The 24,067-nt window shown below is 71.8% G+C and carries 24 protein-coding genes; 9 read left to right on the top strand and 15 right to left on the bottom strand.

From position 1 onward, the window contains the following. Positions 1–20: 20 nt before the first annotated feature. The 4 genes from BLR04_RS14145 to BLR04_RS14160 form a co-directional block, all read right to left on the bottom strand. Positions 21–1,751, bottom strand: coding sequence for an FAD-dependent oxidoreductase (locus BLR04_RS14145; protein WP_090763999.1), 1,731 nt, complete (start codon positions 1,749–1,751; stop codon positions 21–23). A gap of 108 nt (positions 1,752–1,859) precedes the next feature. Then, positions 1,860–2,528: a class I SAM-dependent methyltransferase gene (locus BLR04_RS14150; protein ID WP_090764002.1), complete on the bottom strand. Its 669-nt coding sequence runs from the start codon at positions 2,526–2,528 to the stop codon at positions 1,860–1,862. A gap of 116 nt (positions 2,529–2,644) precedes the next feature. After that, positions 2,645–3,823: a glycosyltransferase family 4 protein gene (locus tag BLR04_RS14155; protein WP_090764005.1), complete on the bottom strand. Its 1,179-nt coding sequence runs from the start codon at positions 3,821–3,823 to the stop codon at positions 2,645–2,647. After that, positions 3,820–4,593 (bottom strand): sulfotransferase family protein, encoded by a 774-nt coding sequence (locus tag BLR04_RS14160; RefSeq protein WP_245740246.1) that lies wholly within the window; start codon positions 4,591–4,593, stop codon positions 3,820–3,822. The genes BLR04_RS14155 and BLR04_RS14160 overlap by 4 nt, the downstream gene beginning before the upstream one ends. 365 nt (positions 4,594–4,958) lie before the next feature. Here BLR04_RS14160 and BLR04_RS14165 point away from each other — a divergent pair, with 365 nt between their 5' ends. Then, the gene (locus BLR04_RS14165) at positions 4,959–6,635 is read left to right on the top strand and encodes a glycosyltransferase family 2 protein (RefSeq protein WP_090764011.1); all 1,677 of its coding nucleotides are present in this window, start codon (positions 4,959–4,961) and stop codon (positions 6,633–6,635) included. Here BLR04_RS14165 and BLR04_RS14170 read toward each other — a convergent pair. From BLR04_RS14170 to BLR04_RS14180, 3 genes are read right to left on the bottom strand one after another with little or no spacing between them, the layout of a single operon-like run. After that, on the bottom strand, positions 6,539–7,060 hold the full coding sequence (locus tag BLR04_RS14170) for a PAS domain-containing protein (protein WP_176903078.1): 522 nt from the start codon (positions 7,058–7,060) through the stop codon (positions 6,539–6,541). The genes BLR04_RS14165 and BLR04_RS14170 overlap by 97 nt on opposite strands. Next, positions 6,964–7,308: a PAS domain-containing protein gene (locus BLR04_RS42725; RefSeq protein WP_090764018.1), complete on the bottom strand. Its 345-nt coding sequence runs from the start codon at positions 7,306–7,308 to the stop codon at positions 6,964–6,966. The genes BLR04_RS14170 and BLR04_RS42725 overlap by 97 nt, the downstream gene beginning before the upstream one ends. Before the next feature lie 57 nt (positions 7,309–7,365). Next, entirely contained in the window at positions 7,366–8,175 is an 810-nt protein-coding gene (locus BLR04_RS14180; RefSeq protein WP_245740247.1) for an SAM-dependent methyltransferase, read from the bottom strand. Positions 8,176–8,722: 547 nt separating this feature from the next. On the opposite strand from BLR04_RS14180, the gene BLR04_RS14185 reads away from it, so the two are divergent. Next, positions 8,723–9,079 (top strand): DUF4260 domain-containing protein, encoded by a 357-nt coding sequence (locus BLR04_RS14185; RefSeq protein ID WP_143022040.1) that lies wholly within the window; start codon positions 8,723–8,725, stop codon positions 9,077–9,079. A gap of 48 nt (positions 9,080–9,127) precedes the next feature. On the opposite strand, the gene BLR04_RS14190 is transcribed toward BLR04_RS14185, so the two are convergent. Then, positions 9,128–9,811 carry a hypothetical protein gene (locus BLR04_RS14190; protein ID WP_090764027.1) on the bottom strand — a complete coding sequence of 228 codons (684 nt, stop codon included), beginning with the start codon at positions 9,809–9,811 and terminating at the stop codon, positions 9,128–9,130. A gap of 138 nt (positions 9,812–9,949) precedes the next feature. On the opposite strand from BLR04_RS14190, the gene BLR04_RS14195 reads away from it, so the two are divergent. The 3 genes from BLR04_RS14195 to BLR04_RS14205 are packed head-to-tail and all read left to right on the top strand — an operon-like array spanning position 9,950 to position 13,037. Further along, on the top strand, positions 9,950–10,309 hold the full coding sequence (locus BLR04_RS14195; RefSeq protein WP_090764030.1) for a response regulator: 360 nt from the start codon (positions 9,950–9,952) through the stop codon (positions 10,307–10,309). After that, positions 10,306–12,399: a sensor histidine kinase gene (locus BLR04_RS14200; protein WP_090764033.1), complete on the top strand. Its 2,094-nt coding sequence runs from the start codon at positions 10,306–10,308 to the stop codon at positions 12,397–12,399. The genes BLR04_RS14195 and BLR04_RS14200 overlap by 4 nt, the downstream gene beginning before the upstream one ends. Further along, complete coding sequence (locus BLR04_RS14205) at positions 12,390–13,037, top strand: response regulator transcription factor (protein WP_090764035.1); 648 nt, start codon at positions 12,390–12,392, stop codon at positions 13,035–13,037. Before BLR04_RS14200 ends, BLR04_RS14205 begins: the two co-directional genes overlap by 10 nt. 15 nt (positions 13,038–13,052) lie before the next feature. Here BLR04_RS14205 and BLR04_RS14210 read toward each other — a convergent pair whose 3' ends face one another. The 4 genes from BLR04_RS14210 to BLR04_RS14225 all read right to left on the bottom strand — a co-directional run bounded on the left by BLR04_RS14210 (position 13,053) and on the right by BLR04_RS14225 (position 16,849). Further along, on the bottom strand, positions 13,053–14,447 hold the full coding sequence (locus BLR04_RS14210) for an amino acid permease (protein WP_218128908.1): 1,395 nt from the start codon (positions 14,445–14,447) through the stop codon (positions 13,053–13,055). Positions 14,448–14,469: 22 nt separating this feature from the next. Continuing rightward, positions 14,470–15,603 (bottom strand): aminotransferase class V-fold PLP-dependent enzyme, encoded by a 1,134-nt coding sequence (locus tag BLR04_RS14215; protein ID WP_090764038.1) that lies wholly within the window; start codon positions 15,601–15,603, stop codon positions 14,470–14,472. A 75-nt stretch (positions 15,604–15,678) separates the two neighbouring features. Further along, positions 15,679–16,431 carry a class I SAM-dependent methyltransferase gene (locus BLR04_RS14220; RefSeq protein WP_090764041.1) on the bottom strand — a complete coding sequence of 251 codons (753 nt, stop codon included), beginning with the start codon at positions 16,429–16,431 and terminating at the stop codon, positions 15,679–15,681. Positions 16,432–16,642: 211 nt separating this feature from the next. Then, complete coding sequence (locus BLR04_RS14225) at positions 16,643–16,849, bottom strand: cold-shock protein (RefSeq protein ID WP_090764044.1); 207 nt, start codon at positions 16,847–16,849, stop codon at positions 16,643–16,645. Between the two features lie 791 nt (positions 16,850–17,640). On the opposite strand from BLR04_RS14225, the gene BLR04_RS40625 reads away from it, so the two are divergent. The 4 genes from BLR04_RS40625 to BLR04_RS14240 all read left to right on the top strand — a co-directional run bounded on the left by BLR04_RS40625 (position 17,641) and on the right by BLR04_RS14240 (position 21,062). Then, positions 17,641–17,964 carry an STAS domain-containing protein gene (locus BLR04_RS40625; RefSeq protein ID WP_176903080.1) on the top strand — a complete coding sequence of 108 codons (324 nt, stop codon included), beginning with the start codon at positions 17,641–17,643 and terminating at the stop codon, positions 17,962–17,964. Between the two features lie 307 nt (positions 17,965–18,271). Next, positions 18,272–18,535 carry a hypothetical protein gene (locus BLR04_RS39670; protein ID WP_143022041.1) on the top strand — a complete coding sequence of 88 codons (264 nt, stop codon included), beginning with the start codon at positions 18,272–18,274 and terminating at the stop codon, positions 18,533–18,535. Positions 18,536–18,581: 46 nt separating this feature from the next. Further along, a complete protein-coding gene (locus BLR04_RS14235; protein ID WP_090764738.1) occupies positions 18,582–19,328 on the top strand; it encodes an SDR family oxidoreductase in 747 nt (248 codons plus the stop codon). 123 nt (positions 19,329–19,451) lie between these two features. After that, positions 19,452–21,062: a serine/threonine-protein kinase gene (locus BLR04_RS14240; protein WP_245740270.1), complete on the top strand. Its 1,611-nt coding sequence runs from the start codon at positions 19,452–19,454 to the stop codon at positions 21,060–21,062. A gap of 63 nt (positions 21,063–21,125) precedes the next feature. On the opposite strand, the gene BLR04_RS14245 is transcribed toward BLR04_RS14240, so the two are convergent. The 3 genes from BLR04_RS14245 to BLR04_RS14255 form a co-directional block, all read right to left on the bottom strand. Further along, positions 21,126–22,076: a MerR family transcriptional regulator gene (locus BLR04_RS14245; RefSeq protein ID WP_090764741.1), complete on the bottom strand. Its 951-nt coding sequence runs from the start codon at positions 22,074–22,076 to the stop codon at positions 21,126–21,128. A 68-nt stretch (positions 22,077–22,144) separates the two neighbouring features. Then, positions 22,145–22,804 (bottom strand): CGNR zinc finger domain-containing protein, encoded by a 660-nt coding sequence (locus BLR04_RS41735; protein ID WP_245740248.1) that lies wholly within the window; start codon positions 22,802–22,804, stop codon positions 22,145–22,147. Positions 22,805–22,821: 17 nt separating this feature from the next. After that, positions 22,822–24,045, bottom strand: a complete 1,224-nt coding sequence (locus BLR04_RS14255; protein WP_090764056.1) for an MFS transporter — start codon at positions 24,043–24,045, stop codon at positions 22,822–22,824. Positions 24,046–24,067 lie beyond the last annotated feature (22 nt).

Raw genomic sequence — 24,067 nt, forward strand, 5'->3', positions numbered from 1 at the left:
CTGTGACAGCCCACCGGGTGTCATTCGACGAGCTTCCCGGCGGTGGAGACGTCCCGCATGAGGGAGCCGATCTCGTCGGGGATCGGCGCGATGGCCTCCCTGGCCACCGAGCCGGGGCCGGACCACACGAAGTTGATCCGCAGCGAGGGGTCGAGCTCGGGGTGATCGGAGCGGTTGTGGCAGCCGCGCGTCTCACGGCGTTCCAGCGCCGTCTCCATCGTCGCGCGGGCGGCGAGCGCCGCCGATCTCAGGTCGAACGCGTGGGCGAGGTCCTGGAAACCGGCGATGTCCGGGTGCACGCCGACGTCCGCCATGCGCCCCTCCACCTCGGTGAGCGCGGTCAGCCCTGCGCTCAGGCCGCTCGCGTCGCGCACGACCCCGGCGTGCTCGGTCATGATGTCGCGGACCGCCCGCTGCAGCGCGCGCACGTTCTCCGGGCCGTCGGCCGCGAGCAGCTCGTCCACCTCGGCCCGGGCCGCGTCGAGGGCGTCGGCCGAGCGGCGCTGGGCGTCCAGGCCCGCGGAGTACTCCGCCGCCGCCTGCCCGGTGATGCGCCCGTAGACGAGCAGCTCGATGAGCGAGTTGCCGCCGAGCCGGTTCGCGCCGTGCAGGCCGCTGGCCGCCTCGCCGATCGCGTACAGGCCGTCGACGTCCGTGCTGTGGTCCTCCGGTCGCACCCAGACCCCGCCCATCGAGTAGTGCGCGGTCGGCGCGATCTCGATCGGTTCCTTGGTGATGTCGAGCATCTGCAGCTCGAGGAGCGTCTGGTAGACGCGGGGCAGCTTCGTCATGATCGTCTCGCGCGGCAGGTGCGACACGTCGAGCCAGACGCCGCCGTCCGGCGTCCCGCGGCCCTCCTTGATCTCCGTGTACGCGGCCAGGGCGACGCGGTCGCGCGTGGACAGCTCCATCCGCGCCGGGTCGTAGCGCGCCATGAACCGCTCACCGAGGTGGTTACGCAGGATGCCGCCCTCGCCGCGCGCAGCCTCCGACACGAGGGTGCCCGCCGCGTTCTCCGGAGAGATCAGTCCGGACGGGTGGAACTGCACCAGTTCGGGGTCGCGGATCCGGCAGCCGGCGAGCACCGCGAGGCGGAACGAGTCGCCCGTGTTCTCGTCGCGCCGCGACGACGTCCGCCGCCAGATCCTGGTGTGGCCGCCCGCGGCCAGGATCACCGCGTCGGCGTGGATGACGTACCGGGTGCCGCCCGCGAGGTCGAAACCGTACGCGCCGAAGACCGCGTTGTCGCGGACGAGCAGGCGCGTCACGTACACGCTGTCCAGGATCGGGACGTCGAGCTGCGCGGCCCGGTCGATCAGGGTGCGCTGGATCTCCAGGCCGGTGTAGTCGCCGGCGTAGGCGGTGCGCCGGTAGGTGTGGGCGCCGAAGAAGCGCTGCGAGATGCGCCCGTCCTGCTCGCGGGCGAACGGCATGCCGTACCGTTCGAGGTCCGCGATGCCGCGCGCGGCCCCTTCGGTCACGATCCGCACGGTACGGGGGTCGGCGAGCAGGTAGCTCTCCTTCAGGGTGTCGGCCGCGTGCTGCTGCCAGCTGTCCTCGGGGTCCATCGTGGCGAGGGCCGCGTTGATGCCGCCGGCGGCGAGCGTCGTGTGCGCGTCCGCCTTGGGCCGCTTGCCCACCGCGAGCACGTCGACCCCGCGTTCTGCGAGCTCGATCGCGGCCCGCAGCCCGGCTCCCCCCGTACCGATGACCAGGACCGACGTGGCGATCCGCTGCTCTGACGCGTGCATGATCCTCCTAGGAACACATGGAACGGACCGCCTCGACGGAAGCGATCCCGTCAGGACGACCGGCCGGCACCGCGATCTGTGACAGCGTTCTGTGACAGGAGGGCGCCGCTATGGACGGGTCGCGCGCACGTGGTGCAGCAGGTACGGGAGCCGTCCCTCCGCCTCCACCTGGAATCCGGCGTCAGGGACGAGGGCGCCGAGCAGGTCGCGGGGATCGCCCCCGACGGCCGGGAACAGCTTGGCCAGGCGGCCGGCGGGCGGGCGGAACTCGACCACGAGCAGCCGCCCGCCCGGCCGCAGTACCCGGTACATCTCGGCGAGCGCCTCGGGGCGGGCGTCCGCGGGGATGTGGTGCAGGACGAGGACGGCGGTCACCGCGTCGAACGACCCGTCGGGGAAGGGCAGGCTCTGGCCGCCGCCGAGGAGGTAGCCGCAGTTGGCGGGGGCGCCCCGGATGGCGTACTGGATCATCGCGGGCGACGGGTCGACGCCCGTCACGCGGCCGCGGCCGCCCACGACGGGGGACAGGACCCGCGTGAGGTAGCCGGTGCCGCAGCCGACGTCGAGGATCCGGTCACCGGGGCGCGGCCGGACGGCGGTGGCCAGGCGGGTGTACACGGCGCGGCGCGCGCCGAGGAACCCGGCCGCGGACATCGCCTCGTACATCAGCGGGTGGTCGATCGTGCCGGCGCCGCCGGCGTCGTGGTGATGGTGGTGCAGCAGCGCTCCGAGCCCCATGGCGGGTGGCCCCTCCGTGTCGGCGATCCCCTGAGGCATTCCTACAGCGACCCGACCCCGCCGACCGGGACGAAACGCGGAAGAACCCCGCCCCGTTCACCAGGCCGGGCTTTTTCCTCTCCCCGGCCCGCTCGGCGGGCCGGGGAGAGGAAGGGTCAGTGGGCGGCGCCGTAGTCGCGGGCGATGGGGGCGCGGTTGGACAGTGCGGTGAAGAGCCCCTCCCACAGCGGCATGACCGTCTCTGGGGTGTACTCGCGGGCCGTCTCAGCCGCGGCCGCCCCGAGACGCCTGCGCAGCTCGACGTCGCCGATGAGCCGCGACAGCTCCGCGCCGAACGCCTCGACGTCGCGCGGCGGCACCAGGACGCCGTTCCTGCCCTGCGTGATCAGGTCGGCGGGCCCGGTCGGGCAGTCGAAGGCGACGACCGGCAGGGCGTGCCCCATCGCCTCGATCATCGCCATCGGCAGCCCCTCCATCCGGGAGCTCAGCGCGTAGATCGACGCGTCGGTCAGCTCCTCGTGGATGCGGTCGCTGCGGCCCATGAGCGTGACGCGCCCGTTCATCTCGGCGGTGTCGATGCGCGCCTGCAGCTTCTCCTGGGACGGTCCGGTGCCGAAGATGCGCACCGTCCACTCCGGGTGCGCCTCCGCGATGGTCGCGAAGGCGGAGATGAGCATGTCGTACCCCTTCTGGGGCACCAGCCGCCCGGCCGCGACGATGACCGGGTTGCTCTGGTCGGAGTGCTTGCGGTGCTCCATGGCCACGGCGTTGGGGATGCGCACGATCGGCGTGTCGTCGTAGATCGCGCGGTACTCGGCCCTGCTGGTCTCCGTCAGCACCGCGATCGCGTCGAAGGCGCCGTAGTGGCGGCTGATCTGCTCGCGTACGGCCGGGTGGTAGGAGGCCAGGTTCATGTGCTCCTGCGCCACCCGGATGGCCTTGCCGGACCCCCGGCGGGCCGAGATGAGGTTGAGCGCCGGGCGGGTGGTGACGAGGATGCCGTCGTCGACCGAGGCGACGTACTCCATCACCGCGGCCTCGACCCGCTCGGTGAAGTAGTGGGCGGCGAACTCGCCGTACGGGACGATCTTGCCGCGGGCGCGCCGCCACATCCTGCGCGCCAGCGAGTCGGCCGACACGCCCTGGCGCTGGTCGACCAGCGCCCACACCTTCACCCGCTTGTCGATCTCGAACTGCGGGCTCGTCCGCCGCCGGACGGTGCTGACGATCTCGACGTCGTGGCCCGCCTCGGCCATCGCGTTGGCCTGGTTGACGACCGTGCGGATCGTGCCGCCCATGCCGTACGCGTGCAGCAACATGTAGCGGATCTTCATGGCAGGTACCCCCACGTCCGGCACATGGGCTTCAGCACCTCGGGGATCTCGTCGGCGCCTGGCAGGTCGCGGCCGGGCTGGACGGAGCCCGACCGGATCTTGTCCTTCCAGTCGCCGAGCCCCTTCGTGACCACGTCGGGCGTGCCGTAGGTCAGCATCGAGGGCGACCACTCGATGCCGAGGAACTCACAGATGCGGCGGGCGATCTTCTCGGGCTCGTCGGTCAGGTCCTCGTAGCGGACGGTCAGGCCGGGCAGCGCCTTCTTGGCCCGCTCCACCGCCTTCATGTACCGCAGGGCGTCGGCGGCGGCCTCGTCGGGCGTGCGCCTGTCGGGGCTGGCCTCGTGCCACGACGTCGCGATCGAGGCCGGGTGACGCAGCAGGAAGATGTAGCGCGCGTCGGGCCAGCACGCCGCGATGCGCTCGTAGGCGAAGGCGTTGGCGGGGGTCTTGTCGACGATGAAGCGCTTGCCGCTGCGTACGAGCTCCCGGTGGAGCACGCGGTCCCACAGCATGTGCTCGAGGTCGGCGCGGTTGTGGCCGAGCGCGGCCATCGCCTTCTCGGCCAGGCTGGTGCCGAAGTCGACGCTCAGCCGCCGGACGTGCAGCTCGTGCGGGGCGTGCAGGTCGGGGTGGGCGTTCAGCATCGAGCGCAGCAGCGTCGAGCCCGAGCGTACGGGGGAGATGACGAACACCGGCGCGGTGAGCAGGCGATCGACCTCGGGATCGGCCGGTGGCCGGAAGGAGGACTCCGGTGGCTTCTTCTTCACCGGGCGCTCCGGGGGCTTCCCCGTTTTCCCTACTCGGACGATTCGGAAACCCGCGTACTTGGCCAGCGCGCCGCTGACTCTACGCTGCCACATCATGATGGGCGAGAGTACCGGCAGATTCTGGAGATTGACTGAAAACCAGCTACGCGATGTCGAGAGAGTGTCCAGCGGGCACGCGTATGTGTCCGGTCAAGCCTGTTCCAGGAGGTCGTGGCGAACCGCCGGGGTTCCTGTGTGGTTACTGTGCGGGCTGACCTGTGTAAACGGCGCCCGGAAGACGCGTGAGCAGGAGATTTCCTTCAGGATTGCGGCGTAAAGTGGGTTTTCGCCGTCCCCGTGTCGATCGTCGAGGAGCGTACGCACGCATGTCCGCGACACCCCCCGCCCCCAGCCCCCAGCCGACCGACGTGGGCAACGTGGCCCGGGTGCGCGGGAACGACTACCGGGTGCTGCAGCCGCCGTCGCACGTCACCCCCGAGCTGCGGATCAGCGTGATCATCCCGGCGTACGGCGCCCAGCACAAGCTCGACCTGGTGCTGCAGGCGCTGGCACGGCAGACCTACCCGGCCGAGCTGACCGAGATCATCGTGGTCGACAACGGCAGCGTGCCGCCGCTGCGGCTGCCCGAGGGCGTGACCGCCCGGCTCGTCGTGTGCGACCGCCCCGGCCGGGCGAGCGCCCGCAACGCCGGCCTGGCCGAGGCCGGCGGCGACGTCATCTTCTGGCTCGACTCCGACGTGGTGCTCCTGCCCGACGCGCTCGAGGTCCACATGCGCTGGCACCACACGGCCCCCTACCTCTCCGTCACCAGCTACATCAGGTTCACCTCGGCCGAGATTCCTGCCGAGCTGCCCGACGACCTCGAGGCGGCGTTCGAGCCCGCCGAGCCGCACGAGTGGATCGTCCGCCTGGCCGAGCGCACCGACGGCCTCACCGGCTACTCGCCGCGGCCGTTCAGCGTGCACGTGGGCGGCGCCACCTCCGTCAACGCCCGCCTGGTCGAGGCCGCCGGGCCCATGGACGACGAGCTGATCCTCGGCCAGGACACCGAGATGGGCTACCGCGTCGCCCAGGCGGGAGCGGTCTTCATCCCCGAGCCGCGCGCCCGCGCCTACCACCTCGGCCCCACCATGCGGATGCGCGACCAGGACCGCATCAACCGGGTCAGCCACGCGTTCGTCGCCGACCGCATCCCCGCCTACCAGTGGTTGCGCGAGCACCCGCACCGGCACTGGAAGATCCCGTACGTGACCGCCGTCGTCGACGGCACCGCCGGGTACGACGACGTCCGCGCCACCGTGGACGGGCTGCTCGCCGGCACGGTCACCGACCTGTCCGTGGTCGTGGTCGGCCCCTGGGACAAGCTCGAGCGCGACCGCCGGTCCCCGCTCAAGGACCCCGACCTCGAGCTCGTCCTGATCCACGGCCACTACGAGTACGAGAGCAGGGTGCACCTCGCCACCGCCGAGGACGTGCACCCGTCCGTGCCGTTCGTGCTGCGCGTCCCGCCCGGCTGGGTGCCCGCCGAGGACACCGTGAGCCGCCTCCTCGACGTGGCCCGCGCCGACGCGGCGGGGCTCGTCGCCGTGCTGCTGGAGGAGACGGCCGAGGGCGTCACGGCGGCCAGGCTCGAACGCGTGTCGGCCTTCGCCCGCGCCCGCCTCCTCGCCCGCCCGGACGAGCACCTCGACGACGTCGTCGACGAGGTCTCGGCCGTCCGGTGGGTGGTGGGCGAGACGTACGGGTTCGCCGACGAGCCCGTCACGCTGGTCGGACGGCGGCAGGCGCATCGCGAGCGGGCCGAGGCGAAGGCCGAGGCCGAGCGCCGGGCCGCGGAGGCCGAGCGGCTGCGCGCCCAGGTCGCCAAGTGGCGGGACGAGGCCTCCCGCTGGCGCAAGAGCACCGTCGAGCTGCGCCGCGAGGTCGGCGCCCTGCGTAAGGAGCTCTACGCGGCCAACCGCCCCCAACCGGGCGTCCGCGCCAAACTCACCCGCAGAGTGCGCCGAGCCCTCCGCCGCCACCCCCGCGACACCCAGTCCTGACGGGCACTCACCCGGGTACGGCGGCCACGGGAAGCCGTACGGCGATCATGGCGATGTCGTCCTTGCGCGCCGTGGGCAGCTGGATGAGCAGCATGTCGCAGAAGCGTGCGCCGTTCCTCCTGCCACTCCCGCTCGACGTCGGCCACGGTGCCGGCCCACTCGACGATCTCGCCGTCCTCGACGATGGGCACGCCGCGCACGCGTACGTGCCGGTAGGCGCCGCCGGGCACCCGCACGCGGTAGATCTGTTCCGCCACGCGGCTCTCCCGCTCCACCTCATGGAGCCAGATCTCCGCGGCCGCCTCGCGGTCGTCGGGATGGACGGCGTTCAGCCGGCCCCTGCCGCGGAACTCCTCCCACGTCTGCCCGGTGTACCGCTGCCAGTCGGGGCTGGGCTCGACGATCCCGCTGACGGGGGAGGCCACCCACACAGCCGCTCGTCACGTCCGCTCAGCCGCAGGGGCGTCTCCTCGACGCGTACGGCCTCTCCGGTCGCGTACACCTGGTCGAGCAGCGCGAAGTAGCGCTCATGGCGGAGGTCGGCGAACACCTCGCGCATCGGCCGCCCGCACCGGCGTTCTCCCACGATCGCCCGGTAGGCGGGGTTGAGGTAGATCAGTCGGTGATCGCGGCCGCTGGTCACCGAGACGCCCACAGGGACGGCATCGAAGATGTCGAGAGTTGCGCCGGTGTTCCTAAACGACCGATTGGTCCCGTTCCTTGTCGGGTGTCAGGGGATGCGGGCCAGGGCGCCGTAGCTGCCGGAGGCGGTGGGGTCGTCGGCACAGGCGAGGCCGGGGCCGCCGGGACGCCAGCGGGGCACCCACACGAGGCCGGGTTCCACCAGATCGAGCCCGTCCAGCAGGGCCTCGACCTCGTCGCGGGACCTGATCGCCAGGCGGGGGAGCGTCATGGCGAGCATGTCGCGGATCGCGGGCAGGAGCTCGTCGGGAACGCCGTCGAACGTGGTCTGCAGCATGCCGAGGAAGCTGCCCGGCGCGGCGGCGTGCCGGAGGCGCTTGATCACGTAGTGGGCGTACTCGTCCTCGTCCAGGCAGTACGTCGGCAGCAGCAGCACGGCGACCGGCCGGTCCCAGTCGAGGAAGGTCTGGACCACGTGGTCCTCGAGCAGCTCGTCGATCTCGCGCACATCGCCGTCGACCACCCTGACCAGGTCGGTGAACGGCTCGATCGTGGCCTGCGCCATGGTCACGACCATCGGGTTGTTCTCGACGTACACGACGCGCACGCCGGGGGTCGCGGCGGCGCGGCGGGCGACGTCGTGCAGTGACAGCCCGTCCGGCAGCGTGGGGATGCCGCTCCCCACGATCATGAACTGGTCCACGCTCTCGTCGGCGGCCAGATGGCGGATCACCCGGATGAGGAACTCGAGCACGGAACGGGCCGCGTTCGTGAAGGCGGGGGACGCCTGGTCGAAGTGGCGTACCGTGTCCCTGTCGACCTGGAAGTTGTTCTTCCCGCCGGACGCCGCGTCGAATATCCGGGTGATTCTGGCTTGCGTGGTATCGAGCTTGGCCAAGTTTCGGACAGCACGTCGGTGCATGAGCGTCGCCCCTTTCCCCTCGTCGCCGTCTTCTCCTGGAAATGATCTCTGGGCCGTACTCGATGACTATGACCATATGTTCCAACAATTCCAGTCAATGACAATACGATAGACCGGTTATTTCAGGAAATGTTTGTTACCCGAATGTCCGCGCAACCGGTGCCCAGGAGGGCCGCGTACGGCGGAGAATGCTCAGTGACCTGCACGTTCACCTGATGCGTGCGATCCGGAGCGGCGACGGCGCGATCGCCGGCACCGCCTCTCCAGCTACTATGGCGGCGACTGGTGCCGATGGGAGCAATGGGACAAGCCACGCAAGATATGTTCCCTGTGTCAAAGAAGCATCATCCTCGAATGCCGGAATGGTTGGGACGTAATTCATGATCTCGGCCTGAGGGTGGTCCTGAGGATCATCGGGTGATCAACCGGTATGCCGTACCGGCGATTATGAGTGCCGTCCCCCGTAACGTCGCCTCCTCGCCCAGGAGGTGCCGAACGTAGCGATCTTCGCTAAGTTGCGCCCATGACAACGGAACGGACAGGCGCCGATCCGGCGCGGCCCCACGTGGCGCGCCGGATCGGCTGGGGAGCGGCGGCCGTGTTCCTGGCGGCGTTCGCGGTCTTCGAGAGCGCCAAGTACGGACTGCCGACCACGGCCGCCGCGCTGGCCTTCTTCGCGCTGCCCGACCTGGCGCGACTCGCCGGGATCCGTCCGCCGGGCGTGCTCCACCAGGCCGTGCACCGCGCGTGGATCCCCCTCACGGTGCTCGTCGTCTACAGCTTCGGGCCGCTCGTGTGGCCGCCGCTGTTCACCGCCGGCCTCGGCTGGCTCACCCGCATCGCCGTCGAACGGACCGCAGGACGCGGGCCCGCTTCCTGACCCGGCGGCCCGTCGGCCCGCCTGCCGAGGGGCCGCCGCGGACGCTGGTCAGGCCACGGCGGCGGGGATCGTCCTCCGGCGCCGCATGAGCATCATGCCGCCCACCGCCATGGCCGACAGCGCGATCCCGGCGGCGGCGGGGAACAGGAAGTCGAACCGGTCGGTGAACAGGATGGTCCCGTCGACCAGGCCGTGCCCGATGCCGCCGAGGACGGCGAGCACCGCGACCAGCGGGCTGCCCAGGGCGCGGCTCCGGCCTCCGACGACGGCGAGGGCGATGACGCCGAGGCAGAACGCGGGAATCGTGACCGTCTCCATGTCGACCTGCACGTCGCTGATCGGCGTGGCCCGGCCTGCGGCTATCGCGTCGGCCTCGACAGCCGACACGAGGCGCACCAGCCAGTCGACGGCCGCGAGCGACGCGGTGATCGCGGCGATGACGGTGACGGCGTGCAGGCGCGGGACGCCGGCGAAAGCGCGACCGCGGGCCAGCGCCACGAGCGAGGCGGCGATGAGCGTCATGCCGGCGAGCAGCACGGCCTGGGAGGGGTACCAGGCGGGATCCTCGTACATCAGCCGCAGGTGCTCCTTGAGACCCACCCCTACGGGGTCCTCGCTGGGATGCATCGGACCGCCGGCGAGGAACAACGCTCCTCCCGCCAGCAGTCCCCAGCCGACCGGTCGGCTGCGGGCGATCAGGGTCGGCTCGTGCGTGTTCGACCACGGGGACATGGCGCGTTCCTTTCCGGAAGCATCGGTCTTCTCGCCACGGTAGGAAGGCCTGAGCAGGCATTCATCAGGGCCGTCCCTCGAAGGGTTCGAGGGTTGGCCCTCATGTACGGATCACGAACGCCGTGGCAGCATCAACGGATGGCGCCAACCGCGGTCGTCGTGGACGACCACGCCGACTTCCGCGCCCAAGCGGTGCAACTGCTGCGGGCGGCGGGTTACGAAGTCGTGGGGTGCTGCCCCGACGGCAACTCCGCGATCGCCGCGATCGAGGCGACGCGGCCGGACCTCGTCCTGCTGGACGTGCAACTTCCTGACATCGACGGGTTCCGCGTGCTGGCGCACGTGGAGGAACTCGACGCCGACCCGGCGATCGTGCTGACCTCCACCAGGGAGGAGGCCGACTACGGCACTCGCGTGGCCCGCAGCGGCGCGGCGGGTTTCATCACGAAGGCGGAGCTGTCGGTGCAGTCGCTGAGCCGGGTGGTGACGCGGCGATGACGACCCCGGCGGCCGTCCCGAGCACCACCGGGAGCGGCGGTGAAGGACGGTACGTCGCCGTGTCGGGCCTGGGCCTGCTCTGCGGGTTGTTCGTGGCCGGGGGCTTCGCCCTCGGCGCCTACCCGCCGAACCTGCACAACGGGCTCATCGCCGTCTCGTTCACGGGCGTGGGCATCGTCGTCATGGGCAAGCGACCCGGCAACCGCGAGGGCCGGTACTTCACCGCCGTCGGGCTGGCCCACGCGGCGATGTTCTTCGCCCGCCAGTACGGCTTCCACTCCGCGGACGGCGACGCCGCCCTGCCGGGCGCGACCTGGGTGACCTGGCTGGGAGTCTGGCCGCTGGCGCTCGTGCTGGTGCTCACGGGCGTCACCTTGATGCGCTTTCCCGACGGGCGGCTGCCCTCACCACGATGGCGCCTGGTCGTGGTCGCGATGGTCGCCGACGGGGTGCTGGTGTCCCTCGCGTCGGCGCTGTGGCCGGTGGAGTACGCCGACAACTCCCTGACGTTGCCCCATCCGCTGCAGGTGAGCGGTTACGCGCCGGCGCAGCAGTTGTGGAACATCCTCGGTCCGGCGAGCTACCTGCTGCTGCAGGTCGCGTGGGTGGCGGGCGTGATGCTCCGGATGCGTCGCGCCCGCGGTGACGAGGCGCGCCAGTTCCGCTGGTTCGCGTACGCGGTCACCATGGGTGCGGTGGCCATGGCGACGGGTCTGGCGGTCTTCGGCTCTCCCCTGCTGGGCGTGCTCGCCGTGCCCGCGGTCCCCCTCGCCGCCGGTCTCGCGATCGTCAAGTACCGCCTGTACGACATCGACCTGGTCATCAACAAGACCTTGGTCGTGACCGCGCTGGCGGTGCTGGTGACCGCCGGTTACATCGCCGTGGTCGTCGGGGTGGGGAGCATGGTCGGCGTGGCGCCGGGCGCGAGTCCCGTACTGTCCGTCGTCGCCACCGCCATGGTCGCGGTCGCCTTCGAACCCGTCCGGCAGCGCGTGCAGCGCGTCGCGGACCGCCTCGTCCACGGCCACCGTTCCTCGCCTTACGAGGCGCTGGCCCGCCTGTCGACGCAGCTCAGCCACGGCCGACGGCACGACGACCTGCTCGCCGGCCTGGCGTCGACGGTCGCCGACGGGGTGGGCGCCGCGGAGGTGACGCTGTGGGTGGGCACGGCCGACGAGCTCGTGGCGGTCGCGTGGTGGCCGCCACGGACCGATCACCGCTCGATGGCCATCGTTGCCCGGGATCTCACCTCGCTCGAGGCCGGGGGCCGTACCCATGTGCGTCCCATCGTCCACCAGGGGTCGCTGCGCGGCGCCGTGACGCTCACCAAGGCGCCAGGAGAAGTGCTCACCGCCGCCGAGGACCGGCTGCTGCGCGACCTCGTGGCGCAGGCGGGTCTCGTCATCGACAACGTCGGGCTCGGCGCGGAGCTTCGGCGGCGCCTGCACGAGATCTCGGTGCAGGCCGGCGAACTGCGGATCGCCGCGAAGCGCATCGTCGCGGCCCAGGACGAGGCCCGCCGGCGCATCGAGCGCGATCTCCACGACGGCGCTCAGCAGAGGCTGGTCACCCTGGCGCTCAGCCTCCGGTCGGCGTCCCGTCACGCCGCCGCCCTCGGCGACGACGACCTCGTGGCCACGATCGAGGAGGCGACCGGCCAGCTGTCCCTGGCGCTGGCGGAGTTACGGGAGCTGGCACGCGGCATCCATCCCGCGATCCTGACGCAGGAGGGGCTCGACGCCGCGCTGAGCTTCCTCGCCGAACGCGCACCGCTGCCCGTGCGGCTCGATGTCCGCCTCGAACGCCGACCACCTCAGGACGTCGAGACCACCGCGTACTTCGTGGTGAGCGAGGCCCTGACGAACGCCGCCAAGCATTCGGGCGCGTCCGGCGTCGCGGTCGGCGCGAGACTGCACGGGGAGCTGCTGCGGATCGAGGTGACCGACGACGGGCAGGGCGGGGCCGACGACCACTGGGGCAGCGGTCTGCAGGGTCTGGTGGACCGGCTCGCGGCCCTGAACGGACGCCTGACCGTGCACAGTCCGCCCGGCGGCGGAACGAGGCTGACCGCGGAGGTGCCATGCGAGTGATCATCGCGGACGACGCCGTGCTGTTCCGCGAGGGAACCGCCCGGATCCTCCTCGAGGCCGGATTCCGGGTCACCGGCCAGGCCGGCAACGCCACCGAGCTGCTCGATCTCGTTCGGCGCGATCCCCCCGCGGTCGCGGTCATCGACATCCGGATGCCGCCGGGCCACGCCACAGAAGGCATCGACGCGGCCGCCGAGATCCGCCGCTCGCATCCGCGGGTCGGGCTGCTCCTGCTGTCGCAGCACGTCGACACCCACCACGCGGTACGGCTGATGACCGAGTTCGAACGGGGCGTGGGCTACCTGCTCAAGGACAGGGTCAGCGACCTGGCCGGCTTCGCGGGGGACGTACGCCGCGTGGCCGGCGGCGACTGCGTGATCGACCCCGAACTGGTCGCCCGGCTGGTCGGACGCAAGCGCGAACGCGACACCCTCGCCGCCCTGACCGAGCGGGAACGCGCCGTGCTCGCGCTCATGGCACAGGGCCGATCCAACAGCGCCCTGTCCGCGGAACTGCACCTCAGCGCCAAGACCATCGAGGCGCACGTACGCAGCATCTTCACGAAGCTGAACCTGCCCCCGGACGCCGCCGACCACCGGCGAGTCCTCGCGGTCCTCGCCTTCCTCCGATCCGGCTAGACGTACGCGCGGGCCTCACCCGCTGCCCGTGCGGCGCGAGGCGACGACGTACGCGACGCTGAGGATCACGAAGAACGGGACGCCCGCCCACCAGGCGGGGCGGAGCGACTCGATGAACAACGTCGAGACCAGCACCGCGGCCAGGAACAGCATCACCACGCCCGACGTCACCGGCGCGCCCCACAGCCGCACCGGCGACGGCGGCAGCCCCTGCGCCGCGCGGGTGCGGCGGAACGCGTGATGGGTGAGCAGGATGATCAGCCACACCACCAGCGCCCCGAACACCGACACCCCGAACAGCGCCAGGTACGCCTCACTCTCGCTCGCCGCCGACACACCCGCGGCCAGCGCCAGGCCGAGCGCCGACAGCGCGAGGGCGTTGCGCGGCACGCCCGACGCGCTGAGCCGGCCGGTCCAGGCGGGGGCGTAGCGGTTGGAGGCCAGCGAGTGCAGCATCCGGGTGGTCAGGTAGAGGTTCGTGTTGGCGCTCGACAGCGCGGCGGTCAGCACGACGAAGTTCATCACGGTCGCCGCCGCCGGGATGCCGGCCGCAGAGAAGACGCTCACGAACGGGCTCTCTGTGACCTCGCCGCCCTGCGCGGTGAGCGTCCACGGCACCACGGTGAGCACGATCGCGATGGCCGCCACGTAGAACAGCGCCAGCCGGGTGACCATGCGGCGGGCGGCGCGCGGGATGTCGCGCACCGGGTTCTCCGACTCGGCCGCGGTGACCGACACGGCTTCCGTGCCGATGTAGCTGAACAGCACGAACACCATCGCGAGGAACAGGCCGCTGACGCCGTTCGGCAGGAACCCGCCGTGCGCGGTGAGGTTCGCCGTGCCGGTTGCCTCCGCGCCCGGCAGGCCGACGGTGATGAGGAGCACGCCGAGCAGGATGAACACGACGATCGCCACGACCTTGATCATCGCGAACCAGTACTCGACCTCGCCGAACAGCTTGACCGCGATCGCGTTGACGCCCAGCACGACCACAGAGAACACCACGACCGGCAGCCACAGCGGCAGCGACGGCCACCAGAACTGCACGTAGATCCCCGCCGCGATCACTTCGCCGCCGATGGCGATGACCTGGATCGTCCAGTACGTCCACCGGACCACGAACCCGGCCCACGGCCCCAGGTAGCGGTGCGCGATGGCCCCGAACGCGCCGGCCTCCGGATGGACGACCACCATCTCGGCCAGCGACCAGCCGATCACCAGCGCGACGCCCGCGCAGATGACGTACGCGAGGATGGTGGCCGGGCCCGCCTGCGAGATCGCCAGGCTGGAGCCGAGGAAGAGCCCGGTGCCGATGGCGCCGCCCAGCCCGATCATGGTGAGCTGCCGGCTGGTCAGCCTGCGGTGCAGGCCGGATGGGTCGTCGGTGATCGGAGCGGCTGGTGCGTCCACGGGTGACCTCTCGGGGGATCGATCACGCCCTACGGCAGGCGCGGATGGCGTCGACGGCCGCGTCCACGTCGGAGCGGTCGTTGTAGTAGTGGAAGGACAGCCGCAGCAGGTCGCCCCGCGGAGCCGTCCAGATGCGGCGCTCGGCGAGCCGGGCCGCGAGCCGGTCGGGATCGGCGTCCCTGATCGCCACCTGGGGCCCCCGCGCCCCGGCCGGGCTCGCCACCTGCTCGCCGTCCGCGCTCAGCCGCTCGGCCAGCTCCTCCACCAGCGACGACACGTGCGCCTGCACGTCATGCAGGTCGACGCGTTCGAGGAGGTCGAAGCCCGCGTTGGCCGCGTACGCCGAAGGGACGGGCGGCGTGCCGGTCTCGTAACGCCGGGCGTCGTCGGGGAAGTCGAGCAGCCGCGGATCGAACGCGAACGGGTCCGTACGGCCGAACCAGCCGGTGAGCTCGGGGTCGCGCTGCGGCTCCAGGCCGCCGCGCACGTACAGGAACGCGATGCCGGGCAGGCCGAGCAGGTACTTCAGCGACCCCGCCACGAGGTAGTCGCAGCCCAGCCGGTCGACGTCGATCGGCACGACGCCGGCGCCCTGGTAGGCGTCCACGAACACCCGCGCGCCGTGCTCGTGCGCGATCCGGGTGACGTCCTCGACCGGCAGGCGGGCACCGTTGCGGTAGGTGTGCAGCGGGACGGACACCAGGTTGACGGTCTCGTCGATGACGGCTTCGTACGCCTCGGCCGCGACGTGCTCGCCGCTGTCCGCGGCCACGCCGACCTTCGCGCCACGTCCGCCCTGCGCCAGCCACACGTGCGCGATCGACGGGAACTCCAGGTCGGTGGTGACGATGCCAGGACGATCGGTCCAGTCGAGCGACGAGGCGGCCTGGTAGGCGGCCTCGGACGCGCACGACAGCACGGCGACCTCGTCCGGCCGCGCGCCGATGAGCCGGGCGAACCGCTCCTTGGCCCGGCCCACCTCCTCCATCCACCGTCCCCAGGGCGCGCCCTGTTCCCGCAGGGAGTGGCCGATCTCGTGGAGCGCGTACGTCAATCGCGACGACAGCGCCCCCTGGCTGCAACTGGCGAGATGGACGGAGTCGGCCAGCGAGGGGAATTCGGCACGGAACTGAGTGGAGTTCAGCAACGGTGACATTTCGGGCACCCTACCTACCACCGTTTGACCCGGTCAATACTCTCTGACCTGGCCGGGCGCTGCCTGCGGCTGTGCTCAGCGGGCGCGACGGCCGAGGGCGAGGTCGGTGGTGAGGGTCATGTCGAGGCCGTCGCCGATCAGCGCGCTGATCTCTCCGAGCAGCGTCTCCCGGGCGCCGGGGTCGAGCATCTGGTACGCGGAGATCGACCGGACCAGGTCGAGGTAGCGACCGGCGTCGTAGTGGTCGGTGCGCTCGTAGTGGCGCTCCTCCAGGTCGGTGTAGCGCGGGTCGCCGGCCAGCTGGTGCTCGGCCTGCTCGGCGCGGACCTCCCTGCTGCGGTGCAGGCTCGACGAGGTCACGTCGTAACGCCGGTCGACGGCGGCGAGCTCGTCGCGCAGGGCGGGGTCGGTGACGACGTACTGGTTCCAGAAGACGGCGACCGCTCCGGACGGCGCCAGGACCGCGTGGGCGAGGTCCCACCGCCGGTCGGGGTCGACCCAGTGCCAGGCCTGGGCCGCGTACAGCAGCGCGAACGGCCGGTCGGGAACGAAGTCCTCGAAGATCCCGATCTCGACCCGTACGCCCGGCGCCTTCGCGCTCAGCCGGGCGGCCATGCGGGGGTCGGGCTCGACACAGGTCAGGTCGATGCCGCGGGCGGCGAAGCTCACCGTGGCCTTGCCGGTGCCCGCGCCCACCTCGAGCACCGGGCCGGGGGGAGCGTAGGCCAGCACGTCGGTCACGAGCTGGTCGGGATAGTCGGGGCGGGCGGCGTCGTACTCTTCTGCCACGCTGCCGAACACCACGCTGCGCTCGCGGTCAACCGTCATGTTTCCTCCCCGGTAGCTGCAAAATCCGATTCAACCACCTTGTCGGAAAGGCTCAAGAATCGGGGCGACAGCGAGGAGGGCCGGTGAACGCGGCCGGGGCCCGCACCTCGAAAGGTGCGGGCCCCGGCGTACGATTGGGCGGCACGTTCACGTGCGCCCTGCGTACGTGCGGGCGGCACCGCGAAGGTGCCGCGCCACGGCGTGCGACGCGTCAGGCGGGAACGATGTTCTCGGCCTGCGGGCCCTTCTGGCCCTGGACCACGTCGAAGGCCACCTTCTGACCCTCGAAGAGCTCACGGTAGCCGCCGTTGGAGACGATGTTGGAGTAGTGAGCGAAGACGTCGGCGCCGCCGTTGTCCTGGGCGATGAAGCCGAAGCCCTTTTCGGAGTTGAACCACTTCACGGTTCCGGTAGCCATATCGATCTCCTCAAGATAGGTGCTTGAACGGGCGCCGCACCTTACGGCACCCCTTGTCGCCATGAGCCCACCCGGAGATGACCGGAAAAGAAAAAGCGCACCCGAGTTGTCCAGGTGCGCCAAAGTCTTTTGCTGGGTACCACATCTGCAACAAGGCGAGGCTACCACAGGAGCGGAGTGGCAGCAAATCCCGCCCCGGTGCCGCGTGTCCGGCTTTCACGGGTGACGGAAAACTGACTCTCGTCGCGAGGATTTTGTTTTCCGTGTACGCAATTTTCCCCGCGCCGCAGTGTAAGAGGGAACTCCGCGACCTGCGGTCGAAGCATGGGGTCGCCTCGCTGACATACCTCTCTGGCCGAGGAAACGGACAGAGGGTGCAGTACGCCCGCATTGGGGCGATCCGCCCGTCGGTCGCGCTCGATCCGCCTGCCGCCTGCCCTTGTTGCGCCTGCCGTCCGTACCCCGATCTGCCGCGAAGCGGGGTGGGGGAGCAGATTTCTGGGCATCTCTCCGGCGGCCAGGTCAAACAACCGGCTGGATTCGGCAACGTATATGAGGAAATGTCGGGATATTGTCACCGGCGCAGTACGCTCGTAATCGCCGAGGGAAATCAGATGTCGGTGTTCGGGCCGATGTCTACCGCGGCAATGCGCATATCGGTCTGTCCACACCGGACGGGACCGAGCAGGTCAGGCGGCCATGACGCCGGCGGCTTCTTCCCGTCTCGGGTCCTCCGAACCCCCGTCATCTCGACTGCGGGCTCGCTTGCACGTACTCATCAGGGGGAATCCATGTCAGCCAGGCGCTCTGCGCCGCTCTCCTCCCGCGCCGGCTCATCACCGGCCGTCGTCCGCCTCTACGGCGAGATCGACCTCAACACCGGCGACGCCGTACGCCAACTGCTGATGGACGCGATAGACGCGGGTGACAGCGTGGTCGTCGTCGACCTGTCACGCGTCACCTTCTGCGACGCCGGCGGGCTCGGTGTGCTGATCGCCGCGCAGCACCGGGCGCGCAGGCGCGGCGTCAGCCTCGTCCTCAGCAGTCCGGGGCCGCAGATGGTACGGCTGCTGGAGATCACCGGGCTTGACCGCAATCTACCGCTCATGAGGTGAAAGGACTGTTTAGGGCGGTTCGTCGGCGGTAGGGGCGCAGACAGCCCCGCGATGAAGGGCTCACCGACCGCGAACCCCGACCTGGCGGCGGCCACGCCGCGACGAAGGTGGAAGGCCATGACGCTACCCGTACGGACACCAGGCTCACCGCCCGTCCGTGCGGGCCGCAGCGAGGCGGCGGCCGGCGCACCGAACCAGAAGCCGAGACGATCTCGTCGCACGCGCCGCGACGGAGCCCCCGGGCCAACTCCCCGCCGGCTCGCATCGGAGGCGTCGTGACCGCAGGAGGTGAACGACCATCCTCGCCGTGGCCCTGGCCATCCCGCTTCTCGCGCTGATCGGCCTGATGCTCATGCAAGTGCTGGAAGAGACGCTGCTGCCCGCGGATGCGCGCGATCCGGCCGCCCCGCGGGAACGGCGACCGCGACCGGCGGGCGCCCACCCGCGCTCCCGGCACCCCGACCATCGACCCCGCCGGCTCGTGGTCCGGCAGGCGCATCCCGGCCGGCGCGTGGCCCGGCATCGCGCGCACGGCGCCCGCGTCCCCGTACGGGTGGAGACGTCCCGATAGCTGGACCGGTTCGCGCGCCCCTGACCCCCGCCCGCAGGAGGCCGAGATGAAGATCGTGGTGGTCGGCGGCACCGGCCTCATCGGTTCGCGGCTCGTGGAGGAGCTGCGGGCGCGGGGGCACGAGGCCGTCCCCGCCTCCCCGTCGTCAGGGGTGGACGCGCTGACCGGCGAGGGCCTGCCCGACGCGCTGGCGGGGGCGGACGCCGTGGCCGACGTGTCCAAGGGGCGGTCGTTCGAGGCCGACGCGGCCATGCGGTTCTTCACCACCGTGACCCGCAACCTCCTCGCCGCTGAGCGGGACGCGGGCGTGCGGCACCACGTGGCGCTGTCCATCGTGGGCGTCGACCGGGTTCCCGGCTCCGGCCACTACCGCGCCAAGGTCGCGCAGGAGAAGCTGGTCGAGGAGTCGGGGACGCCGTACACGATCGTCCGGGCGACGCAGTTCTTCGAGTTCATCAGGACGATCGCCGAGGCCGCCGCCGATCGGGGCGGGATCCGGCTGCCGCCGGCGCTCGTCCAGCCCGTCGCGGCGGCCGACGTCGTCGCGGCAGTCGCCGACGTCGTGACCGGGCCGCCGGTCGGCGGGATCGTGGAGGTGGCAGGGCCGCAGGCGTATCCGCTGGACGAGCTCGCCCGCACGGCCCTCGCCGCGTGGGGCGACCAGCGCACGGTCTACACCGACCCGCACGCACGGTACTTCGGCGCCGAGCTGGGAGAGCGCGCCCTGGTACCGGAGGAGGGCCGCGCCCGCCTCGGCGGAACCCCGTTCGCCCGGTGGCTACGTCCCGGCTGAGCGCCCGCTCTCGTCGCGCAGGCAGGGGTTGTGCGCCCCTATCTGGGCGTTTCATCATCCGGTGGTGGGCTGGCATGATTGCGGAAGTCCGTCAAGCGGTTTACGGGTGGGTCCTTGTCCAAGGTGATTGAGCCGCTGCGGCCGGGCGACCCGCGTGAGGTGGGCCCGTACGCGCTGCGGGGGCGGCTGGGTGCGGACGGGCTGGGGCGACTGTTCCTCGGACGCGCGCACGACGGCCGGCTTGTGGCGGTCCGGGTGATCTTCCCCGGCCTGGCCGACGACGAGGGCTTCCGGCGCGGGTTCGCCGCCGAGGTCGAGGCCGCGCGCCGGGTCTGCGGCCCTTTCACCGTTCCCGTCGTCGACGCCGACACCTCCGCCGACCAGCCATGGCTGGCCACCGCGTACGTCCCCGGGCCCTGCCTGCGCAGGGCCGTCGAGACGCACGGCCCGCTGCCTGCGGGGGCGCTCCCCGTCCTGGGGGCGGGGGTGGCGGAGGGGCTCGCCGCCATCCACGCCCACGACCTCGTGCACCGCGACCTCACGCCGGGCAACGTGCTGCTGTCGGACGCCGGTCCGCGCCTGACCGGCTTCGGCGTCGCCCGCGCGCTGGACGCCGTGAGCCACACCGGCTCCCGTGCGGCCGCCGCGCCCGCGTTCATGCCTCCCGAGCAGGTACGTGGCCTCGACGTGGGGCCGCCGGGCGACGTGTTCTCCCTGGGCGCGGTGCTGGCCTTCGCCGCCACCGGGCGCAGCCCGTTCGGCGACGGCCCGGGTGAGGCGGTCCGCTTCCGAGTCGTCCACGAAGACCCCGACCTGTCCGGCCTCCCCACCGACCTGGCGCTCCTGATCACCGCCTGCCTCGCCAAGAACCCGCACCACCGCCCCACCGTGACCGACGTCCTGGACCGCCTGACCGCACCGCCACAGAAGCCGGGCCAGGAGCCGGGCCGGCCTGCGGCGCAGGAGACAATCCAGGGGGCGGGTCGGCGGGCGGCGCTGGAAGCAGGGCAGGAAGCGCCGCGGTGGCCGCCCACCAGCGCCACCACGGTGATTGCCCACCCCCGCCGAGCCGCCGCCCAACTGCCGTCTGACCCGACCGACGGACCACGCGGTTCGGCGCCGGTCGTGGACGTGGCCGAGGTGGCTGCGGTGGGGTTGGCGATCACTACTCCTGCCATGCGTGCCGCCAAGCGGGTCACCGATGTCGGGGTGGGTGCGCTGCAGATCGCCGCGCTGTTCGGGGCCGTCGGGCTGATGACCCTGATCATCAGCGGTGATCCTGGCTGGGCCTGGGAGTTCACCCGGCACCTCGCCTCGGGGTTCTGGTGGTTCTGGATCCTCGGCCTGGCCGCCGCCTTCGTCCACTCCGGTTCCGACGGGCACGACCGGCTCACCGTGGACGCCGACCGGATCGTCGTCGCCGACGAGCGATGGGTACGGTGGCGCGACCGTTCGCTGTCCATCCCCTGGACCAGGATCGAACGCGTACGCCTCGTCGCCGAGCCAGGCGGCACCGCCCATTCGGTCGTCGTCACCTTCAGGGACGGGCACGAACCCGGCAAACGCTGGGAGACCCGCCACAACGTCCGCACCCGCCACGGCGGCCACGTCGTGGCCCGCCTGTCCGTGGCACCCGGCGACCTGGCACGCGCCGCGCTGCCGTCCCGCCTGCGCGACGCCCTCAGGCGCCACGGCAAGGACAAGTACACCCCCGACCCGCCGCCCGGCGCGTGACCTCGGCCGCACCACCGTGCCCTCCCAGGTCACACCGGCCGCACCACGGCACCGGCCGAGGCGTCACAGCGCCGCGGCGGCTCCCGGACCGTACGGTCGCGCCCGGAGCGCCTCGACGAACCAGGTGAGCGCGGGCGTCAGCGGAACCGGCGCAGGCCAGCCGTTGACGGTCGCGAGCAGTTCCATGTAGCGGTCCCTGCGGGGATCACGGACGGTCTCCAGCCGCTCCAGCAGCCGGGCCCGCAGCTCAGGGCCGTCGTCGCAAGCCTGTTCGCGCGCGTACCGGGAGCAGACCTCCGCGACGACGGCCGCGGCCGCGGCCGGGTCCACCCCCGCCGCGAGCACCGGGCCGACCGCGTCGCGCACGAGCGCGGCGGCGTCAGGACGCGGGACGCCGCCCGTCGCCCGGTCGGCCGCGTGCAGCTCGGCCGTGCGCCGCATGTCGGCGCGGAACTCCGGGTCGCGCGACAGCTCGGCGAGCTCGATCCAGGCCTCGATCAGCTCGGGTTCCGGGTCATCCGGCGGCTCGGGGGTGAGCGAGACCCTGATCCCCGCGAGGGCCGACGTCCCCGGATGCCCGCAGGTGAGGACGGCGTCGAGGAAGTCGGTGATCAGATGGTGGCGTTCGGCCTGGGTCAGGCCGGCGAGTTCGTGCATGAATTCCATCTCCTCCGGGGTGGACCCTCGTCTGGCCACCGCCGCCAGGACCGCCTGCCGCCGCCGCAGCGTACGGATCTGCGCCCGCAGCGCCTCCGCGTGCACGGCGGCGACGCGGGCGAGCGGCACCTCCCGGTTGACGATCCGGCGGATCGTCGCCAGGTCGAGGCCGAGGTCGCGAAGCGTCCGCACCAGATCGAGCCGGGCGGCGGCCTCGGGGCCGTAGCGGCGGTAGCCGGCCGGGGTGCGGTCGGCCGGCGGCACGATTCCCTGATCGGAGTAGAACCTGATGGTCTTGACCGTCAGCCCGGTACGCCGGGCCAGGTCACCGATCGAGTAGAGCGTGTCCGCGTTCATGACCACACCTTGGCGTCTCCCCTTGCTGGAGACTCAACCCAACCAGAGCGGACGAGCCCCCCGCGCGGCTACGGGGTGCCGGTCCGCGTGGCGCGGCGGCGCTCGGTGAGCCGCCGGGCCTTGGCCGTGGTGCCGCAGTCGGCCATGCGGCACCAGCGCCGCGAACCGTTGCGGCTCTGGTCGAGGAACAGCCACCCGCAGCCGCCCTCCGCCACAGGACAGCGCCGCACGCGCGTCAGGTCGGCCGTCCGCAGGACGTCGAGCGCCGCCTCGGCGACCCGGTCGGGCACGAGCATGGCCGGGACCGTGCCGTACGTGAGCCGAACCCGGGGCGGGTCGCCTCGGTCGAGGACCAGCGTCGCCCGCGCGGCCGCCCCGGCCCACCGCTCGTGCAGCCCGACCAGCGCGGCCCCGGCCACGACGGGGTCGCCCGGGCCGCGGCCGTCGGGCTGGATCGCCGCGAGCAGCACGAGGTGCAGCCCTTCCCTGACCTCGCGGACGGCGGCCAGCGCCGCGTGCGCCGCGGCGGGATCGTCGCGCCAGACCGGGCCCACCCGGTCGGCCTCCTCCTCGCTGACCAGGCCCGCCCTGGCCGACCAGAGCAGCAGCGCGGAGGCGTCCGTGAGGAAGTCGTGTCCGTCGGGCGGGGCGCCTCGTTCGCGCGTGTTGACCAGATCGAGTGCGGGATGCCCGCCGACCAGCGGCAACCGGCTCACGTCGAGTGGCATACCGGTGAGGCTACCTCTCATGGTCGTTGCGGTGGTTGCGTCACCTTGGCCAGAGCCTGGCCGGTGGTGGCCGCGACCACTTTCCTGCGGCTGGACACGGCAGGCTCGGCCAGCACGACGGCCAGCGCCGCCAGGCTGAGCAGCGCCCCGGCGAGTGCCGTGCTGCGCACCCCCGCGCCGGGCAGCAGGACGCCGCCCAGCAACGCGCCCGCGGTGATGCCCACGTTGAACGCCATGGAGCTGCCGGCGCTCGCCATGACCGGCTCGCCCGGCGCGTACACGAGCACGCGCGAGCCGAGGACGGCGGTCAGGCCCGCCAGCGTGAAGCCGGACAGGCAGATCGTGACGACGGCCGCGACCGGGGAGGCGCCGAAGGCGTACTGTCCCGCGAGGGCCGGTACCTGCAGGCCGACGAACCCGGTCATGGTGAGCCAGCCGTACCGGTCGACGAGGCGGCCGGCCACGTACACCCCGGCGAGGCCCGCGATCCCGCGCGCCAGCAGGAGCGGTCCGATCGCCGACTCGGAGAAGCCGCTGACGCCGGTCAGGAACGGGCTGATGTAGGTGTAGGCAGCGAACGCGGCGGTGATCGAGAGCATCGTGGTGGCCACGATCGACAGGTACCTGCCGCGGTCGGGCGAGGTGCCCCCGTCGACGGCACCGTGCCCGGCGGGCCTGTCGCCGGGCAGGACGGCCGCGACCGTGGCCAGGACGAGCAGGCCCAGGCCGCTGAGCGCGAGGAACGCGACCCGCCAGTCCGTCTGCTGGCCGAGCCACGTTCCGGCGGGAACGCCGGCGGGCGCGGCGGCGGAGGCGCCGGCGTACAGGATCGACAGGGCCCGGCCGCGCACCGCGGGCCTGAAGAGGTCGGCGACGGCCGGTGTCACGACGGCCCAGAACAGCGCCTGGCTCAGCGCGGTCACCATCCGGGCGGCCATGAGCGACCCATGGTCCCACGCGACGGCCGACAGGAAGGTCGCGACGGCGAACACGGCCAGCAGGACGCACAGCAGCCGCCGTCGGGGGAACCGGCGGGTCAGCTTCGCGAGCGGCAGCGACACCACCACGACGACCAGGCCGTACCCGGTGACCAGCAGTCCGACGGCCGACTCGCTGGCGCCGAGGTCGTGCGCGATGAGGGGGAGCAGGCCGATGGGCAGTGCCTCCGTCGTCACGTACAGGAACGACGCCAGGCTCAGGGCGACCAGCGCGAGTAACGCCGGCTTGCTTTCGAACACCATGTCTCCTCGAGCTTCAACCACC

This window comes from Nonomuraea maritima, assembly GCF_900100395.1.
GTDB classification, from domain to species: Bacteria; Actinomycetota; Actinomycetes; order Streptosporangiales; family Streptosporangiaceae; genus Nonomuraea; species Nonomuraea maritima.

Excerpts from the sequence above, each read along its gene's own strand:
- BLR04_RS41735 (WP_245740248.1), bottom strand. The coding sequence starts at position 22,804 with ATGCCACTCGACGTGAGCCGGTTGCCGCTGGTCGGCGGGCATCCCGCA.
- BLR04_RS14200 (WP_090764033.1), top strand. The coding sequence starts at position 10,306 with ATGACGACCCCGGCGGCCGTCCCGAGCACCACCGGGAGCGGCGGTGAA.
- BLR04_RS14235 (WP_090764738.1), top strand. The coding sequence starts at position 18,582 with ATGAAGATCGTGGTGGTCGGCGGCACCGGCCTCATCGGTTCGCGGCTC.
- BLR04_RS14155 (WP_090764005.1), bottom strand. The coding sequence starts at position 3,823 with ATGAAGATCCGCTACATGTTGCTGCACGCGTACGGCATGGGCGGCACG.
- BLR04_RS14255 (WP_090764056.1), bottom strand. The coding sequence starts at position 24,045 with ATGGTGTTCGAAAGCAAGCCGGCGTTACTCGCGCTGGTCGCCCTGAGC.
- BLR04_RS14150 (WP_090764002.1), bottom strand. The coding sequence starts at position 2,528 with ATGCCTCAGGGGATCGCCGACACGGAGGGGCCACCCGCCATGGGGCTC.
- BLR04_RS14205 (WP_090764035.1), top strand. The coding sequence starts at position 12,390 with ATGCGAGTGATCATCGCGGACGACGCCGTGCTGTTCCGCGAGGGAACC.
- BLR04_RS14225 (WP_090764044.1), bottom strand. The coding sequence starts at position 16,849 with ATGGCTACCGGAACCGTGAAGTGGTTCAACTCCGAAAAGGGCTTCGGC.
- BLR04_RS14220 (WP_090764041.1), bottom strand. The coding sequence starts at position 16,431 with ATGACGGTTGACCGCGAGCGCAGCGTGGTGTTCGGCAGCGTGGCAGAA.
- BLR04_RS14165 (WP_090764011.1), top strand. The coding sequence starts at position 4,959 with ATGTCCGCGACACCCCCCGCCCCCAGCCCCCAGCCGACCGACGTGGGC.
- BLR04_RS14195 (WP_090764030.1), top strand. The coding sequence starts at position 9,950 with ATGGCGCCAACCGCGGTCGTCGTGGACGACCACGCCGACTTCCGCGCC.
- BLR04_RS14185 (WP_143022040.1), top strand. The coding sequence starts at position 8,723 with ATGACAACGGAACGGACAGGCGCCGATCCGGCGCGGCCCCACGTGGCG.
- BLR04_RS14190 (WP_090764027.1), bottom strand. The coding sequence starts at position 9,811 with ATGTCCCCGTGGTCGAACACGCACGAGCCGACCCTGATCGCCCGCAGC.
- BLR04_RS14145 (WP_090763999.1), bottom strand. The coding sequence starts at position 1,751 with ATGCACGCGTCAGAGCAGCGGATCGCCACGTCGGTCCTGGTCATCGGT.
- BLR04_RS14245 (WP_090764741.1), bottom strand. The coding sequence starts at position 22,076 with ATGAACGCGGACACGCTCTACTCGATCGGTGACCTGGCCCGGCGTACC.
- BLR04_RS14215 (WP_090764038.1), bottom strand. The coding sequence starts at position 15,603 with ATGTCACCGTTGCTGAACTCCACTCAGTTCCGTGCCGAATTCCCCTCG.
- BLR04_RS40625 (WP_176903080.1), top strand. The coding sequence starts at position 17,641 with ATGTCAGCCAGGCGCTCTGCGCCGCTCTCCTCCCGCGCCGGCTCATCA.